Here is a 15861-nt window from a genome sequence, read left to right on the forward strand (position 1 = left end):
TTAAATAATTATTCATATTTTAATAAAATTTATTAATTCAACTTCCAAACTAGAGTTGAAAAATAATAGCGACGCCTTGCGCGCCGCTGTCTTTCAGCAAGTAGTACGAACCAAATGAACGCTGATCAGGCAAAAAATAAATCCTCTAGAATTATATCTAGAGGACTCAGTTCAAATATTCGTCCGAACAGCTCGGAAACATGTAGATTCCTTGAATCATCCGAAAATCGTATTGACGCTGGATAAATTTTTCCTGATATAAATATTCCATGATGAGAATTTCATGATCATTAGCATCGCATAAAACGCCGGAAACACTTAGACCGTTTTTTAAATAAACACCTATGGGCTTGCCGATCAAGTATTTGATCTTTTCATACATAAAGTTGCCCCCTTCCTTACTGCATTCTATGCACCGGTGCGTCTAATTGGCTGTGTGGGCAACAAACAGGCAAAACCCATGGCAAGTATTCGTTTGCTTCCCGAAAACCGCGTTTTTAGTTGACATAATAATTTTATAGTTGATAAATCATCTTAATTCTGCAAATAACTTCATAAATAACTGATCTCTTTTTTCAATATTCCCATTAATCGTCAGCTCGCAAAAAATCGGATCCAATAATCGGACCAATATTCCCTTTTTCTTTTCGGCATCATCGATTTTATTGATAACCATTTTTCTTGCCTCTTCCAAAAATTGAACATAATCGCCGAAATTTTCCGCAAATTGCTGCTCCAAATCCCGCTTTATTTTTTTTGCCAAAGCGGGGCTTGCCCCGTTTGTGGAAATTGCCAATGCAAGCTTCCCGCGCCGGACAACTGCAGGGGTCAAAAAATCGCTTTCCTTCGGGTTATCAGAAAGAAGCAGCAATTGATGTTCTTTTTTGTGCAATTTGACTTCGCGGTTCACTTCCGCATGACTTGTCGCGGCAAATATGATATGCGCCTGTTCGATGTCGGAAGGCTCAAACTCTTTTTGAATCCATTTTGCACGGTGCCGCTTCATCCATTCTTCAATTTCCGGAATAATGCTTGGGCTGATGATCGTGATATTTGCTTTTGTATTTTCCAGCCCTTTCAGTTTTTGATAAGCAACACGGCCTCCGCCAATGAATGCGACATTTTTGCCTTCTATATTGAGCATCATTGGATAATACATGGAGAATACACCTTTCTTTGTATTTTGAATATTTTCCATCAAAAACGTTCCAAATAAAAGAAATACACCATTTTTCCCGGGCGAAAAATGGTGCTTCCAATTTGCGGGGAAAGTTTATTGTTCATATGGATTCAAAATGATTTTTATGCTGTTTAACGGATATATTCGCACTTTCGATTCTCCGTAGATATCATCAATCGGAATAAAGCCGAAATGGCGGCTGTCGTAGCTTTTCAGCCGGTTATCCCCCATTACAAAAACATACCCATCCGGAACCGTTTTTTCTCCCGTCAATTGCTCCAACGTGAAGTTTTCTGTTACGCGCTTTTCTGAATCGGAATCCCGTTTGACATATGGCTCATCATATTTTTTTCCGTTGACGATTAACACGTCATCCTTCATTTCAATCGTATCCCCAGGTAAACCGATGACCCTCTTGATGTAATTGTCTTCTTCGTCTGGAGCACGAAAAACAATATGATCAAAGCGTTGGATTTTGCTTATTTTGCTTACAATAATAACATCTTCATCTTCATAGGTAGGAGACATTGACGCCCCGTTCACTACGACAGGCGAAAAGACATATTCCTTGCAGATGAAAGCGATCATCAAACCTAAAAAAAGAACGACAATCCATGATAACAATTCATTTTTTTGAGTATTTTTCCCTTTCATTCATCCAGGCTCCCTATTATTAAATTATTTGATTGCGATCCATGTACGATTTTGCTGCTCTTGAACCGTAACTTCCCTGCCAAAAAATTCGGATAAGGTATTTTCCTTCAATAACTCACGCGAAAATCCTTGTGCGTACACTTCACCGTCTTTTAATAACAACGTATGGGAAAAACAAGGCAAAACCTCTTCCACATGATGAGTGACATAAATCAATGTCGGACAAAATTCCTGTTGGGCAAGCTTTTCGATGAACTCCAAAAATTCTTCACGGGCAATGACGTCCAAACCATTGCAAGGCTCGTCCAAAATCAAAATTTTCGGGTGGGCCATCAGCGCTCTGGCAATCAATACCCGCTGCTTCTCCCCTTCCGATAATACCCCATATGCAGAATCTTCTAAATGTTCTATGCCCAATTGTTCCATTAATCGCCGCGCTTCCTGCACATCCTTTTTCTCAACCGCTTCATAAAGCCCGATCGATGCGAATTTGCCGCTGAGGACGATGCTTAACACCGTATCAAAATTTTTTAATTGCCCCTTTAACGAAGAGCTGATAAATCCGATGTCTTTTCTCAATTCCGGAATATTGGTTTTTCCAAACTCCTGTCCCAATACTTGCACTTTTCCCGAAGTAGGGTATAGGTAGCCGCAAATGACGTTTAATAGCGAAGTTTTGCCCGATCCGTTCAGACCGAGAATCGCCCAATGTTCATTTTTATTGACATTCCAGTCGATTTCTTTCAAAATGGTTTTTCCGTTCCGTATCACGGTGACATTTTCGAATCTGATCAATGTTCTTCCCCCATCTGTGCATGTATTCTAACAATTTAATTAATATTATACTATTATGATGTTAATATTTACACAATCAGATGATCATCCCATGATAGGCGGATACGTTTTCAAGAAAATTTGGAAATCATGATATCCCTTCGTTGACGGCTGTTTATGGTAATGAAATGAAAAATATGCTAGTATTTTTGCAAAACCAGCCGTTTCTTTTATGGCTATATGCAATATGAAAGATCCGGAAACAATGGGGCGACAGTGATGGAGAAGAAAATGATTTACTATTCACAACTTAACCATCCGTATATGAAACTAATAATAGCGGCATCTGACAGAGGGCTTGTCTTTGTCGGGACAGATCATGCTACTTTGCAAGAAATGATGGGGGAATGCCATAAACAATTTCCCCAATGCGAAATTTATGAAGATGGACAATTCAAGGATCCATATATATCCCAATTCATTGAATATTTGGATGGCCGCCGCAAAGAATTCACCCTGCCCTTTGACATCCAGGGCACCCCTTTCCAACGGGAAGTTTGGAAGGTATTATGCGACATTCCTTATGGAAAAACGATGACCTATTCGGAGGTGGCTGAGCGCATCAAAAAGCCAAAAGCTGTCCGGGCTGTGGGAGGAGCGGTCGGAAAGAATCCCTTATCCATTATAATCCCGTGCCATCGCGTCATCGGAAAAGACGGCAGCCTCACCGGATACAGCGGAGGATTGGATGTGAAAAAAAAGTTGCTGGAATTGGAAGGCATCCCTTATTAAACCGGTGATTTTTTCATTTTTCGCATTCGTTCTTTCTCTTCTTTGCCGATCCGGTTCGACTCCATTATTTTTTGAAGGGCTTTATTATAAGTGAAAATATCCAAAGAATTGGATTGCAAAAATTTGGATGTTTCTTCCGGAAACTTCAAATATGCGAAAGAAATTGCCCATGCGACGGCCATTTTGGCATAATAGCCGTCATGACGGATACCGTCCAATATGGAAAAAATAGCCTGCAGATAGGCTTCTTCCAAAAAATAAGTCAGCAGCATGACAACGGCAAATCGGACTTCAAATTCTTCTTTCGACCGGAAATAAGGCTGAATCCATCTCCACACTTCATCTTGATGCTTTTTTGCAAATTTCAGGCCCGCGCAAAAACTGTCGCATACAGACCAATTGTCAATTTTCGGCACAAACCATCGGATCCATCTCAACCTCTCCTCAAGAGACATTTTCGCCTGGCCGATGACCATCCCTTTTAACATGATTTCCTCAAAATACTCCTCTTTCCCATCCATTAAAAAACCTTCCCAGTCTCCCATTGCAATCTCTTTGGCCATTGCCCTTAACTTCGGGAGACGCACTCCGAGAATATTTTCCTGATTGGGGATGAGGGATTTTTGAAAAAGCCGGTATTTTTCCTCCGACAATTCGAGCAGTTTATTTCGGATCTCCATAGAATCAACCCCAAACACTACTTGATTTTGGTTTGTTTATAGATGCCAACCGCCAACGGAATGAAGAAGGAAATTATGAGAACGGGCAAAAACCAACCTCCCAGGGAATCCTGTTTATCCAATCCGATCCGGACCATTTGAAAATTCAACACTGCAAAAAACAGCATGCATACATTTTTCGTTGCATTGAGCATTTTCCGGCTGTTCAAATAAAACTGCTCTGCATTTGATTCATTGAGGCGGTTCGGGTAATTGTGCATATGGGGAGCTTTTTCGAAAAGGGTCGACAACAAAAAAATAAATAAACCGATAATGGGCACTATCAATAATTCATATTTCGAACCCCACCGATCCACTTCCCCTTTTGCATTAAAATGCCCCGGGATTTGATCGGGGAGATGTTTCCATTGGACGATGATATATAAAATGGAAATAACGAAAAATCCGATCCCGATGATATCAAAAATGATTTCATTTCTCGTCTTGGGAATTTTTAAAATGGGGCGATAAGGATATTTCACATGGCCACCTCACTTTTCGTGAAAAAAATCCAGAGAAGGTATAAAAGCCCTCCTCCAGCCATTTATTATTCTGTTGCGGTTTCATTTTTCTCTTCCCTCACCAATTGATGCAGATAATCAATAATTTCGCGGATTCCTTCCAACGAATTCACCAGTACTTTCGGATTTACAATGGTCATGATCCGGTCTTCCAGGTTGGCGACTGCTGTAAAGTATTTTGTATGGGTGTAGTTCACAAGACCGACCTGTTGTATATCCTCTTCGCTTATATCCATGATTTCTTTCGCTTCGGATACTGCCAAACCAAAACGCACAATATCCATATTCAATACAATCATTCTGCCCGAAGATTCAGGGGTAGGCTGATTGTATAGAATGATATTAAAATCAAGCACCGGAATCAGCTCGCCACGGACCTTTGCAAACCCGATTAAATAGCCGGGCAAATGAGGAATGGGCGCAATATTTTCAATCCTTTCAATGGAAACCACCTGGTCGATGGAAATCGCATACTCTTCTTTGCCGCACCGAAAGACAATGGATTTCATATAAAATCACCTCAAATTGAACTATTTCTTGCCGGAGCATTTTACGATTTCTACTAATAAATCGGCCAATTTCTCCAGTTCTTCAATAGGCATCCGTTCTTTCGTTGTATGGATATTTTCATAGCCTACCGACAAGTTGACTGTGGGAATGCCAAAACTTGAAATGACATTGGCGTCGCTTCCCCCACCAGAGACCCCAATTTGAGGTGTTCTGCCAACATTTTTTACTGCTTCCACTGCCACTTGTACTACTTTATCCGTTTCACCTACTGAAAATCCCGGATACATCAACTGTACATCCACTTCAGCGCGGCCTCCAAATTTTTCAGCCACTTTTTCAAAAGTTTCTTTCATATGAGCTGTTTGCTTATCTAATTTCTCTTTTTGGATGGAGCGGGCTTCTGCTAGGATGAATACTTCATCACAAACGATATTTGTCGCTTTGCCGCCTTCAAAACGCCCAATATTCGCTGTTGTTTCATGGTCGATGCGCCCTAATTTCATTTCCGCAATGGCTTTCGCTGCCAATGTAATAGCAGAAATCCCTTTTTCCGGTTCCACTCCTGCATGGGCTGTTTTTCCAAAGATTTTTACATTTAATTTTGCTTGATAAGGAGCCGCAACAACGATTCCTCCCACTTTTCCATCGCTGTCAACCGCATAGCCGTACTTGGCAATAATTTTATCCCGATCCAACTCCTTAGAGCCGGCAAGACCATCTTCTTCGCCTGCTGTAATAATGAATTGTATTGTACCGTGTTCAATGGACTGTTCTTTAAGACGGCGAACCATTTCCAAAAGTGCAGCAATTCCAGCTTTATCATCGGCGCCTAAAATGGTTGTGCCGTCAGAATATATATAGCCATCTTCTTTTATTTGTGGTTTAATGCCCTTCCCAGGAACAACCGTATCCATATGTACGGTAAAATAAATCGGTTCAACATCCAATGATCCTTCCAAAGTGGCGATAATATTTCCCGCCGCATGACCATTGCGTGTATGAGCATCATCTTGATAAACGGAAAAACCTAAATCTTCCAATTTATTTACAAGAATTGGTGCTATTTTTTCCTCATGTTTTGTTTCTGAATCAATTTGGACTAACTCGATAAATTCATTCACTAAACGACTATTTTCCATGTTCAAAACCCCTTTTTTCCACTATTCATCCTCATTCTACGCTTTACTGTTTCAGAATACAATTACAAAGGTTTTATTGTTTGAAAGGTTAATTCTTCTTTTCAACTTATTAATTTTCCAGCAGAAAGGGTGTTGTTGATTATGGCGTTAGGGGATGTTTCTATAGCACAGATAGGAAAATAAGTGCGGAGTCTAGCATAAATTGGTGGATCCTAAGCAATGCAAAATTGCCCCCAATCCGAAAAATACTTTGGATTGAAGGCTATTTGTAATTCGACATTTACTTCCCATTTTTCATTAATTTTTGTTTTTCTAATAAAGCATATATATATTCCATATTTAAACAGCTTTGCACTTGTTCTGCCAGTATTTCATATGCCTGTTCACGGCGTTCTTTATCCGTTTGTACTTCCATTGGTAATGGATTCAACCCCTTACTTTTTCTTATTTCATTAAAATACGCCCTTGTAAAATAGCGATTTTGGAAGATGCCATGTAAATATGTGCCAATGGCTTTCCCATTATGGACAATAATACCATCCGTTGTTCCATCATTTAATTGTAAAAAAGGCAATGCATTTTCCTTTACCTTTGTTTGGCCTAAATGAATCTCGTATCCTTCCACTTCAATTTCTTTTTGGAAAAGCGTTGGATGAATTTTGCCTTTTGTTTGGGTCGTTCTTTTATTTTTTTCAAAGATCGTTTGTATCGGCAGTAGAGAAAGGCCTGAGACTTCCTTCAAATTTCCTTCTACACCATCAGGATCGAGAAGTTTCTCGCCTAATATTTGATAACCGCCACAAATTCCGAAAACTCTGCTGCCCTTTGAATAACATTGTTGAATAGCTTCAAATAATTTCGTTTCTTTTAACCACATTAAGTCGCCCGTTGTATTTTTTGTACCAGGTATGATGATGCAATCTGGATTTCCTAACTCCTTCACATCTCTAACTAAGCGTACCCCTACGTCAGGCTCCTCAAACAACGGATCGAAGTCTGTAAAATTAGATATTCTCGGCAATTGAATACAAGCCACATCAATAGGGCATTTCTTTTTAGGGTTTTTTAGTTTTAAAGTATCGAGGGCTAAAGAATCTTCAGCTTCAATCTGGCAGTCTAAATAAGGGATAACCCCAATAACGGGAATTCCGGTATAGTTTTCAAGCCATTGTATGCCATCCTGAAGTAATTCAATCATCCCTCTAAATTTATTAATGATGATACCTTTTACAAGTTTCCGTTCTTCTTCATCCAACAATGCAAGCGTGCCGACAATTGAAGCAAAAACTCCGCCCCGGTCGATGTCTGCAACGAGGAACACATCGGCATCCAGCATTTTTGCTACCCGCATATTCGCAATGTCGCGATCTTTTAAATTAATCTCCGCAGGGCTGCCGGCACCTTCTGCCACAATAATATCGTAGGATTGTTCCAAGTCATGGATGGCTTTTTCCACAATTGGTATTGCTTGCAGCGTAAAGTTCTCTCGATAATTTGTTGCACCCATATCCATAAAATGCTTCCCATGAACGATGACTTCCGAAACCATATCTTGTTTCGGTTTGAGCAAAATCGGATTCATTTTTGAATTAGGGATTATCCTGGCAGCTTCTGCCTGCACCCCTTGAGCTCGGCCGATTTCTTCCCCATTCTGGGTAACATAGGAATTCAATGCCATATTTTGAGACTTAAAAGGGGCAACTTTGTATCCTGCATTGGAGAAGATGCGGCAAAGTGCCGTACAAAGAACACTTTTCCCCACATCAGAAGACGTTCCTTGTATCATAATTGAACTTGCACGCAAATATTTTCTCTCCTTTAAAATTCCAGGCCTTTTACCGCCGAAATTCCTTCATTATAATAATGTTTCGTACAATCGATAGTCGAAACCAAATCTGCAATGTCGATCAATTCTTGTTTCGCATTACGGCCTGTAATCACGACATTCATATGTGTTGGACGATTTTGAAGTGCTGTGATCACTTCATCAAGAGGAATTACGTCATCAACCGGAAAGTTTGTAATACTGAGAGCATTGTTTAGTTCATCCAACACTAATAAATCAATGGTTGGATCTTGGAGGGCTTGTTTTGCAATTTCCCACCCTTTTTTCAAAGCTTCCCGATGCTCTTCCGGTGTCTTCGTCCATGTAAATCCGATTCCTAATTGTTCAACCTTAACGGAGCCTTTCCCTTCTTCGCCTTGGCTAATGCAACCGAGGCCTAATTGTTCCATTGCAACTCCTAATTTTTTTAAGGCAATGGCTTCACCGTAAATACGTTGTTTCGATTTAATGAACTGTAAAAAACAGACATTCATTCCACGGCCAATTGCACGCAATGTCAGTCCCAACGCTGCAGTCGTTTTCCCTTTACCATCACCAGTATATATTAAAGTGAGTCCTTTATGTTTCATTGTCATTCTCCTCCTTCCATTATTGTGTATTGGTATTGTTTTTTGTTTTATATAAGGTATCTTCAAACCACATTGCTTGTTCTCTTACCTTTACAACTTCACCCACAATAATCATGGCAGGATTTGTAATCTTTTCGCTCGCAGCCAATTGGGAAATCGTATCTAATGTTCCAGAAATGGTTCGTTGTACCTTCGTCGTACCATTTTCGATAATCGCGACCGGAGTACCGGGGGCTTTGCCATTTTGCATTAATTGACGGCAAATATTCTGTAAATTCCCAACTCCCATATAAAAAGCAATCGTATCGATTCCAGAGAGTGCTCTCCAATTTAAATAATCAGAACCATTTTCTTTACATCCGTGTCCTGTAACAAGGGCAACACTGGATGCATATTCGCGATGGGTTAATGGAATCCCGGCATACTCGGCTGCTGCAACACTTGCAGTAACGCCAGGCACAATTTCAAAGGGAATCCCATGCTGCTTGAGGACACTGGCTTCTTCTCCTACTCTTCCAAAAATACCGGGATCCCCTCCCTTTAATCTCGTAACAATCTTTCCTTCCAATGCTTTTTGTACAAGAATTTCATGAATTTCCTCTTGAATGAGCATATGTTTTCCAGGCAATTTACCGCAATAAATGCGTTCTGCATTTTTGGGAGCATACTCTAGCAATGATGGATTTATAAGCCGATCATACACAATGCAGTCTGATTGCTGTATGCATTCGAGCCCCTTGACTGTGATCAATTTTTCATCTCCAGGTCCAGCTCCTACTAAATATACTTTTCCTTTGCTCATATTTCCCTCCCGGAAGAAAGTTGCATTGTTGTTTACTGAATTGAAAATTATTTAATAGTATAATAGTTTTATTTCCGTTTCTGTTGTTGATATTTTAAACAAGCATTCAACCAGTTATCGATTAGCTTCGGATTGGATGCGAAATGGAAATGGACATATCCTGCAATTAATGAATGGACAACACAACCATCCTGTTTTTGTCCAAATCGACTTTTCAATGCATAAGCCGGCACCTGCTCTGTATTTGGTATAAAAGTGGAATAATGGAATTCATGGCCTTTTGCCGTCTCTCCTTCTCCCATGAGGAAATTGTTGTTTACTCCAACAATTTCCCGGTAACCAAGAGCTGCAAGTTTAGGTTGCATCATAACGTTTCCATCAATGATCCCAACCATTGGATAGCTTATACCTTCAGTTGACTGGATGGATTTTGTCAAGTACATGAACCCTCCACATTCAGCCACTGTTGGAAGCCCATTTTCAATCAGTTCTTTAATGGATTGTTTTGAAACTTCATTATTTGCAAGCTGTTCTGCGAATTCTTCCGGAAAGCCCCCGCCAATATATAATCCATCTGCATCTTCAGGTACCGGTTCGTTCGCTAATGGGGAAAAATATTGAATTTCAGCCCCGCGCGATTTAAGTAATTGAATATTTTCTTCGTAATAAAAATTAAAGGCCGCATCCTTTGCAACGGCGATTATTACATTTACCTTTGGATCTTCGTGAAAAATAGAATTTTCAACTTCTTGTAAATTGTTCGTTTCAGAAATGCTTAATAGCCGGTTGAGATCAATGGTTTTTTCTACTTCTTGTGCCAGCGAATCAAAATAAGAATCCAATTCTCCCCTTTCAATAGCCGGAATTAATCCGAGATGCCTGCTTGGCAAATGGAGATCATTGTTTTTCTTCATATAGCCGATTACCGGAATTTTACATTCTTGTTCAATGGCTGTTTTTACAATGTTAAAATGGCCCTCGCTTCCAACTCTGTTGGCAATTACACCAACGATTCGCGATGGTTCATGCAGAGTTTGAAAACCTTTGACAATTGCTGCTGCACTTCTTGCCATGCTTGAGCAATCCACCACCAGCAGAACTGGACTTTCAGTAATGACAGCGATTTCAGCAGCGGATCCGGTATTTTCCAATGGACTTTTGCCATCAAAATACCCCATCACCCCTTCGATAATTGAAATATCTGCATCGCGGCCAGACCGTTCTACAATATCACGGATTACTTCGCGGCTTAACATCCAGCTATCGATATTTCGAGAAATTCGTTTTGTAACGGCAGTATGATAAGATGGATCGATATAATCAGGACCGCATTTAAAGCCTTGGACGACTAAATTTCTCTTTTTCAGTGCAGCCATAATTCCGATTGTTAAAGTTGTTTTTCCAACACCGCTCGATGTACCTGCAATCATTACTCTTTTTGCCACGGATAATCCTCCTTATGTTCTAGAACCCCTACAGAAATCGTTACATTGCCGCTTTTCTTTTTGACAAGGACAAGGGAATCCGATTGTAAATACCGTTTCGCTGCTGCTTCACTCACGGAATATGCCCCTGTATATTTATAAACCGTTTCTGATGGTTCTTCGATATGCATTTCATTAAGTTCCTTGGCGGTATACGTACAAAATTCCACTTTTCGTTCTTCCACCACTTTTAATAAACCTTCTTCATCTTTCTTTAAGTCAATGGTGCATATCGCTTTTATACTTTTTGAAGAAAATCCCAACTCAAGCAACGTCTCTTCAATGACTGACTGAATCTCCTCCCCGCTTGTTCCGCGATTACAACCGATGCCTATTACGATCACTTTTGGTCTAAAAATAATACCGCATTGCAATATTGATTTTTCTTCCGGGGCAAGTAAGCGATGCGTGATTATTAAAGCACCGCTTGGCTTCGCATCGATTGCGTCCAAAATTGTCGGATATAACATGATATTTTTCGGTAATGGATGATCATATAACCACCAAGAACGCTCTCCGCTTTCCTGCACTATGGCAACTGGTTCTTCGTTGACGACAGCCGCACTTACCTTGGTCAAATGCTCTTCGGAATCCCAAACCCATCCGAATCTGGAGCCAAATAAATCTACGGCGATGGTTTGTTGAACATCAGATGCTGTGGTAATAACGGGATTTGCGTGAAGCAATGCGGCGATTTCTCTCGTTAATTCATTCGCACCTCCTAAATGGCCTGAAAGCACACTGATTACATTTTTACCCCGATCATCGATGACAACGACTGCCGGATCGATTTTTTTATCTTTTAATAGTGGTGCAATCATGCGAACAACTGCACCAAGAGAAATAAACAAAATGAGACCTTTATATTTATAAAAAATGGCTGAAAGCAGAATCCGAACATTGCCATCATATAACTGAATTCCCAGACCCTCTTCATCACCTTTGGCAAACTTATGCGGATAATACAAGTCGCCATTTGGAAAAAGTCCTCTTAATTTTCTCGCAATTTCTGCGCTATGTTTTGTAATCGCTACAATCGCATAATCATTTTTTTGATTGATTTTCGGAATTTCCTCCTCCGCTAGTTGAATCACTTTGAAACTCCTTTCCTATAGCCGTGGGTAAACTCGGCATCGTAAAGTTTCGAACGATAAGAATTCTTTTCATAAATGTTTGGATCAAGTGCCCATCCAGCCAATATCATGGCATGTTTGCGAATCCCATTTTCTTTCATTGCTTCATCAAGTTGAGCAAGTGTCGTTCGAACGATTTTTTGATCTGGCCAAGTAGCTTTTTGAATAACAGCTACAGGCGTATCATCTTGCCAGCCTGCTTCTTTCAATTCCTTCATGATTTTTTTCGTTAAAGTGGCACTGAGGAAAAGAGCGATTGTACAATGATGGCTTGCCAAATCTTTTAATTTTTCTTTTTCCGGTACAGGCGTTCGTCCTTCTGCTCGGGTTAAAATCAGAGTTTGAGTTAATTCGGGAATTGTCAGTTCTGCTTGTACTGCTGCTGCTGAAGCAAAAACTGAACTCACACCCGGAATGATTTCAACTTCAATGCCTTCTTTTTTTAGTAATGCGATTTGTTCTGCAATAGCACCATACAACGATGGATCACCGGTATGAACACGTGCAACTTTTTTCCCACGGTCCACCCGATCTACAATGATTGATACAATTTCTTCCAAATTCATTCCGCTCGTTTTTATTATTTCTGCTTCTTTCTTTGCTTTGGCAATTAACTCTTCATTCACAAGAGAGTCTGTATAGAGAATACAATCTGATTGTTGCAAAATATGTAAACCCTTCACCGTGATTAAATCGGGATCGCCCGGACCAGCTCCAATAATCCATATTTTTTTCATTTTCGCACCACCATTAACGTTAAATAATTTAAATCCGCACCGTCCAATTCATCGATGCTCCAGATTATTTCTTCTTCAGATGTTACTTTTGTCACTACGTGTGCTTTGTTTTCCAAGCCCAAATCCCGAAGAATTTCCAGCATCAAATCTATGACCTTTGCAACTTTAATAAATACAACAGCATCATGGGTTTCAATCGCTTTTCTCATTTTATCGACATCATCATTTGCAGGTATAATCGCGACTTGTTCATCACCATCAGCCAGAGGAATGTTTAGACAGGAAGCTGCACCGTTAATAGAGGAAATGCCAGGAACTGCTTGAATTTTGACATCTGGATATTTTTCGCTCATTAACTTCATTAAATGAATAAAAGTGCTATATAATAGCGGATCCCCTTCCGTAACAAACGCCACATCTTTTCCATTGGCAATTTTCCCATAGATTTCATCAACGGCTTTATTCCATTCCCTTTTTAATACTTCTTCATCTTTCGTCATTGGAAATATTAGGCCCAACATTTCCTTTTCTTCAGGCCGTATAAAAACTTCTGCAATTTTGTATGCATAACTTTTTGAACCTCGCATTTTTTTTGGATAAGCAATGACTGGACATTCTTGAAGTGTGCGAAAAGCTTTTAAAGTAATTAATTCAGGATCTCCAGGTCCAACACCTATTCCGTATAGAGTCCCTTTATTCATTTCCATCTTCCTTTCGTTTTGCACTTACAATAAACACGGGATTTAATGGAGCTAACCGGGTCAATGATAAGATCGGTTTACTTCTTGCGATTTGTACTTGGGTAACTTCTGTATGGAATCCTAATCTGTTCAATATCTTGATTGATTCATATAAGTTTTCGATTGTTGCTAGATTTAACACGATGCGTCCATCATTTTTCAACCTTTGACAACATACAGTTAATAATTCCTCCATGTTGCCGCCTGTACCACCAATGAAAATGGCATCCGGATCGGGAAACTCATCAAGGCCTCCCGGCGCTTTTCCGTGTACTACCGTGAAATCCACCCGAAATTTTTTTTGATTACGGAGACAGTTTGCGATGTCTTCTTCATTTTTTTCAATGGCATATATCTTTCCTTCTTTTGCAATTTTCCCAGCTTCAATCGCGACAGAACCGGTGCATGTCCCGATATCCCACACAACGCTTTGTGCGTTTATATTCAAAGCGCTAATGGATAATACACGAACTTCCTTTTTCGTTATTAATCCTTTTTCCGGCTTTCGTTGATAAAACTCTTCATCTTCAATGCCAAGCGGCCATTTTTTTGCTTCTTGAGTTTGAACTAAAATCACAACATTTAATGGAGAGAAACTGGATTTCTCCATTTCTTCCAACGTCATTTTTCTGCAACGCTCCTCTTCCCCTTGCAAGTTTTCAGCAATATAAGCTTCATACTCAGTCATACCAAACTCTAGCAAATATTTTGCTAGAGTATTTGGGGAATTATTTTCATCTGTTAATATAAACACTTTCTTTTTTCCATCGATTTTTTGAGCAAGGCCTTTTATTGGGCGTCCATGTATGCTGACAAAATAGGCATCTTGCCAACTGATTCCAAATTTTGCCGCTGCAAGTTGTATTGAACTGATATAGGGATAGATTTCAACCGGGATTTTTTTTGATAAAAGTCCGCCTATACCATAAAACAAGGGATCTCCGGAAGCTAGAATCACAATGTTCTGATTCCTTTTTCCAAGTTGTTCAACTATCCTCATTATTTTTGTTTTTAATACGATTTTTTCACCTTTAAAATTTGGGAAAAATGATAAGAGTCTTTCTCCTCCAACAAGAACTTCCGCATTTTCAATCCACTCAATTAATTGGGGATGAAGTCCATGTACACCGTTGTCTCCAATTCCAATCAATTTAATAGGCATCAATATTTTCCGCCTTTCCTAATAATTCTCCATTCATTGAATAAATCGCAGTCGAAACAATCAATCCGCCTTCCACATGTTTAATTACTTCTTTACAGCAATGTTCCGATATTTTGTCAAAAAAGGTCTTGCATCCTAGTTCTCTCATGATTTCCCCAACTTCATTCGCTGTGTTCGCTTGAAGAATTTTTACGATGCTTTCATTTGCAGCTCCACATTCTTTAGCAATGGAAGCAAGAAATTCAAAACTTACTTGAGAACCTTTTGAGTGGAGCATCATCGAACCTCGGGCAAGTTTTGAAAATTTTCCCATCATTCCAACCAAAGAAACTTTTGGAATGCCGATTTTTTTGCAATGTTTCATTGCAAAACCCACAAAATCGCCCATTTCAATAAAAGCAACTTCAGGAAGATCGGAAAACATGCTCATAGCAAATTTTTCGCTTCGTCCACCTGTTGTAAAAACAAGATGCTCACAACCGGATGCTTTGGCCACTGATATAGCTTGTACAATACTTGCCATATAAGCAGCATTAGAAAAAGGAACAACTGTTCCTCTTGTTCCCAATATTGAAATTCCTCCAATGATTCCGAGACGGCTATTTAATGTTTTTTTGGCAATTTCTTCACCATCGGGAACAGAAATGATAATATTTACCCCTTTTTCAATCTCAAAATGTTTTAATACGTTTTCAATTTCCGTTTGAATCATTTTCCGTGGAACGGGATTAATGGCTGCAAGTCCCACTTCAATCGGCAATCCGGGTTTTGTGACCCTGCCTACTCCTTTGCCGCCATCGATAAAAATTTCCCCGTCCTCTCTCCAAGAAACTGTTGCTTGAATAATAGCGCCATGGGTTGCATCAGGATCGTCCCCGCCGTCTTTAATTGTTGAACACGTCACTTCAAAGTCTCCCATGTTGCAATCTTCTATTAGAAATTCAACATCTTTTCCAATTGGCAGATGTATCGTTACCCTCTTTTGTACTTGTTTTGTGATTAAAGCGATTAGTGCCGCTTTTGCACAAGCTGTTGCACAAGAACCCGTTGTATAACCTTCCCGTAGTTCAGATGTACTCTTTCTCTTTGTTTTCTGCAT

General features: G+C 39.8%; 18 protein-coding genes. 1 reads left to right on the top strand and 17 read right to left on the bottom strand.

From position 1 onward, the window contains the following. Window positions 1–166 precede the first annotated feature (166 nt). The 4 genes from FKZ59_RS00370 to FKZ59_RS00385 form a co-directional block, all read right to left on the bottom strand. The gene (locus FKZ59_RS00370) at window positions 167–382 is read right to left on the bottom strand and encodes a hypothetical protein (protein WP_141600748.1); all 216 of its coding nucleotides are present in this window, start codon (window positions 380–382) and stop codon (window positions 167–169) included. Window positions 383–529: 147 nt separating this feature from the next. Then, window positions 530–1159, bottom strand: coding sequence for a precorrin-2 dehydrogenase/sirohydrochlorin ferrochelatase family protein (locus tag FKZ59_RS00375; protein WP_181733115.1), 630 nt, complete (start codon window positions 1157–1159; stop codon window positions 530–532). A gap of 114 nt (window positions 1160–1273) precedes the next feature. Next, window positions 1274–1834 carry a signal peptidase I gene (gene lepB, locus FKZ59_RS00380; RefSeq protein WP_141600750.1) on the bottom strand — a complete coding sequence of 187 codons (561 nt, stop codon included), beginning with the start codon at window positions 1832–1834 and terminating at the stop codon, window positions 1274–1276. Window positions 1835–1858: 24 nt separating this feature from the next. Continuing rightward, window positions 1859–2629, bottom strand: a complete 771-nt coding sequence (locus tag FKZ59_RS00385) for an ABC transporter ATP-binding protein (protein WP_141600751.1) — start codon at window positions 2627–2629, stop codon at window positions 1859–1861. Between the two features lie 258 nt (window positions 2630–2887). Between FKZ59_RS00385 and FKZ59_RS00390 the strand changes: the two genes are divergently transcribed. After that, the gene (locus tag FKZ59_RS00390; RefSeq protein ID WP_141600752.1) at window positions 2888–3400 is read left to right on the top strand and encodes a methylated-DNA--[protein]-cysteine S-methyltransferase; all 513 of its coding nucleotides are present in this window, start codon (window positions 2888–2890) and stop codon (window positions 3398–3400) included. Here FKZ59_RS00390 and FKZ59_RS00395 read toward each other — a convergent pair. The 13 genes from FKZ59_RS00395 to FKZ59_RS00455 form a co-directional block, all read right to left on the bottom strand. After that, window positions 3397–4080: a DNA alkylation repair protein gene (locus FKZ59_RS00395; protein ID WP_141600753.1), complete on the bottom strand. Its 684-nt coding sequence runs from the start codon at window positions 4078–4080 to the stop codon at window positions 3397–3399. The two genes, FKZ59_RS00390 and FKZ59_RS00395, sit on opposite strands and share 4 nt — an antisense overlap. Window positions 4081–4097: 17 nt before the next feature. Then, window positions 4098–4601, bottom strand: coding sequence for a DUF1648 domain-containing protein (locus FKZ59_RS00400; RefSeq protein WP_141600754.1), 504 nt, complete (start codon window positions 4599–4601; stop codon window positions 4098–4100). 65 nt (window positions 4602–4666) lie between these two features. Next, the gene (locus tag FKZ59_RS00405; RefSeq protein WP_141600755.1) at window positions 4667–5149 is read right to left on the bottom strand and encodes a chemotaxis protein CheW; all 483 of its coding nucleotides are present in this window, start codon (window positions 5147–5149) and stop codon (window positions 4667–4669) included. Window positions 5150–5170: 21 nt separating this feature from the next. Next, window positions 5171–6289, bottom strand: a complete 1119-nt coding sequence (locus FKZ59_RS00410; protein ID WP_141600756.1) for a M20/M25/M40 family metallo-hydrolase — start codon at window positions 6287–6289, stop codon at window positions 5171–5173. 280 nt (window positions 6290–6569) lie between these two features. Continuing rightward, window positions 6570–8093, bottom strand: coding sequence for a cobyric acid synthase (locus FKZ59_RS00415; protein ID WP_141600757.1), 1524 nt, complete (start codon window positions 8091–8093; stop codon window positions 6570–6572). 14 nt (window positions 8094–8107) lie between these two features. Further along, window positions 8108–8704 carry a cob(I)yrinic acid a,c-diamide adenosyltransferase gene (locus FKZ59_RS00420; protein WP_141600758.1) on the bottom strand — a complete coding sequence of 199 codons (597 nt, stop codon included), beginning with the start codon at window positions 8702–8704 and terminating at the stop codon, window positions 8108–8110. A gap of 19 nt (window positions 8705–8723) precedes the next feature. Further along, window positions 8724–9506: a uroporphyrinogen-III C-methyltransferase gene (gene cobA, locus FKZ59_RS00425; protein WP_141600759.1), complete on the bottom strand. Its 783-nt coding sequence runs from the start codon at window positions 9504–9506 to the stop codon at window positions 8724–8726. A gap of 68 nt (window positions 9507–9574) precedes the next feature. Then, on the bottom strand, window positions 9575–10936 hold the full coding sequence (locus FKZ59_RS00430; protein ID WP_141601060.1) for a cobyrinate a,c-diamide synthase: 1362 nt from the start codon (window positions 10934–10936) through the stop codon (window positions 9575–9577). Then, a complete protein-coding gene (locus FKZ59_RS00435) occupies window positions 10936–12084 on the bottom strand; it encodes a cobalt-precorrin 5A hydrolase (protein WP_141600760.1) in 1149 nt (382 codons plus the stop codon). The genes FKZ59_RS00430 and FKZ59_RS00435 overlap by 1 nt, the downstream gene beginning before the upstream one ends. Further along, the gene (gene cobM / locus FKZ59_RS00440; RefSeq protein WP_141600761.1) at window positions 12081–12860 is read right to left on the bottom strand and encodes a precorrin-4 C(11)-methyltransferase; all 780 of its coding nucleotides are present in this window, start codon (window positions 12858–12860) and stop codon (window positions 12081–12083) included. Before cobM ends, FKZ59_RS00435 begins: the two co-directional genes overlap by 4 nt. Continuing rightward, complete coding sequence (gene cobI / locus FKZ59_RS00445) at window positions 12857–13561, bottom strand: precorrin-2 C(20)-methyltransferase (RefSeq protein WP_141600762.1); 705 nt, start codon at window positions 13559–13561, stop codon at window positions 12857–12859. The genes cobM and cobI overlap by 4 nt, the downstream gene beginning before the upstream one ends. Then, window positions 13554–14762: a precorrin-6y C5,15-methyltransferase (decarboxylating) subunit CbiE gene (gene cbiE, locus FKZ59_RS00450; RefSeq protein WP_141600763.1), complete on the bottom strand. Its 1209-nt coding sequence runs from the start codon at window positions 14760–14762 to the stop codon at window positions 13554–13556. Before cbiE ends, cobI begins: the two co-directional genes overlap by 8 nt. Then, window positions 14752–15861: a cobalt-precorrin-5B (C(1))-methyltransferase gene (locus FKZ59_RS00455; protein WP_141600764.1), complete on the bottom strand. Its 1110-nt coding sequence runs from the start codon at window positions 15859–15861 to the stop codon at window positions 14752–14754. Before FKZ59_RS00455 ends, cbiE begins: the two co-directional genes overlap by 11 nt.

It is taken from the genome of Ureibacillus terrenus (genome assembly GCF_006569205.1).
Classification (GTDB): Bacteria; Bacillota; Bacilli; order Bacillales_A; family Planococcaceae; genus Ureibacillus; species Ureibacillus terrenus.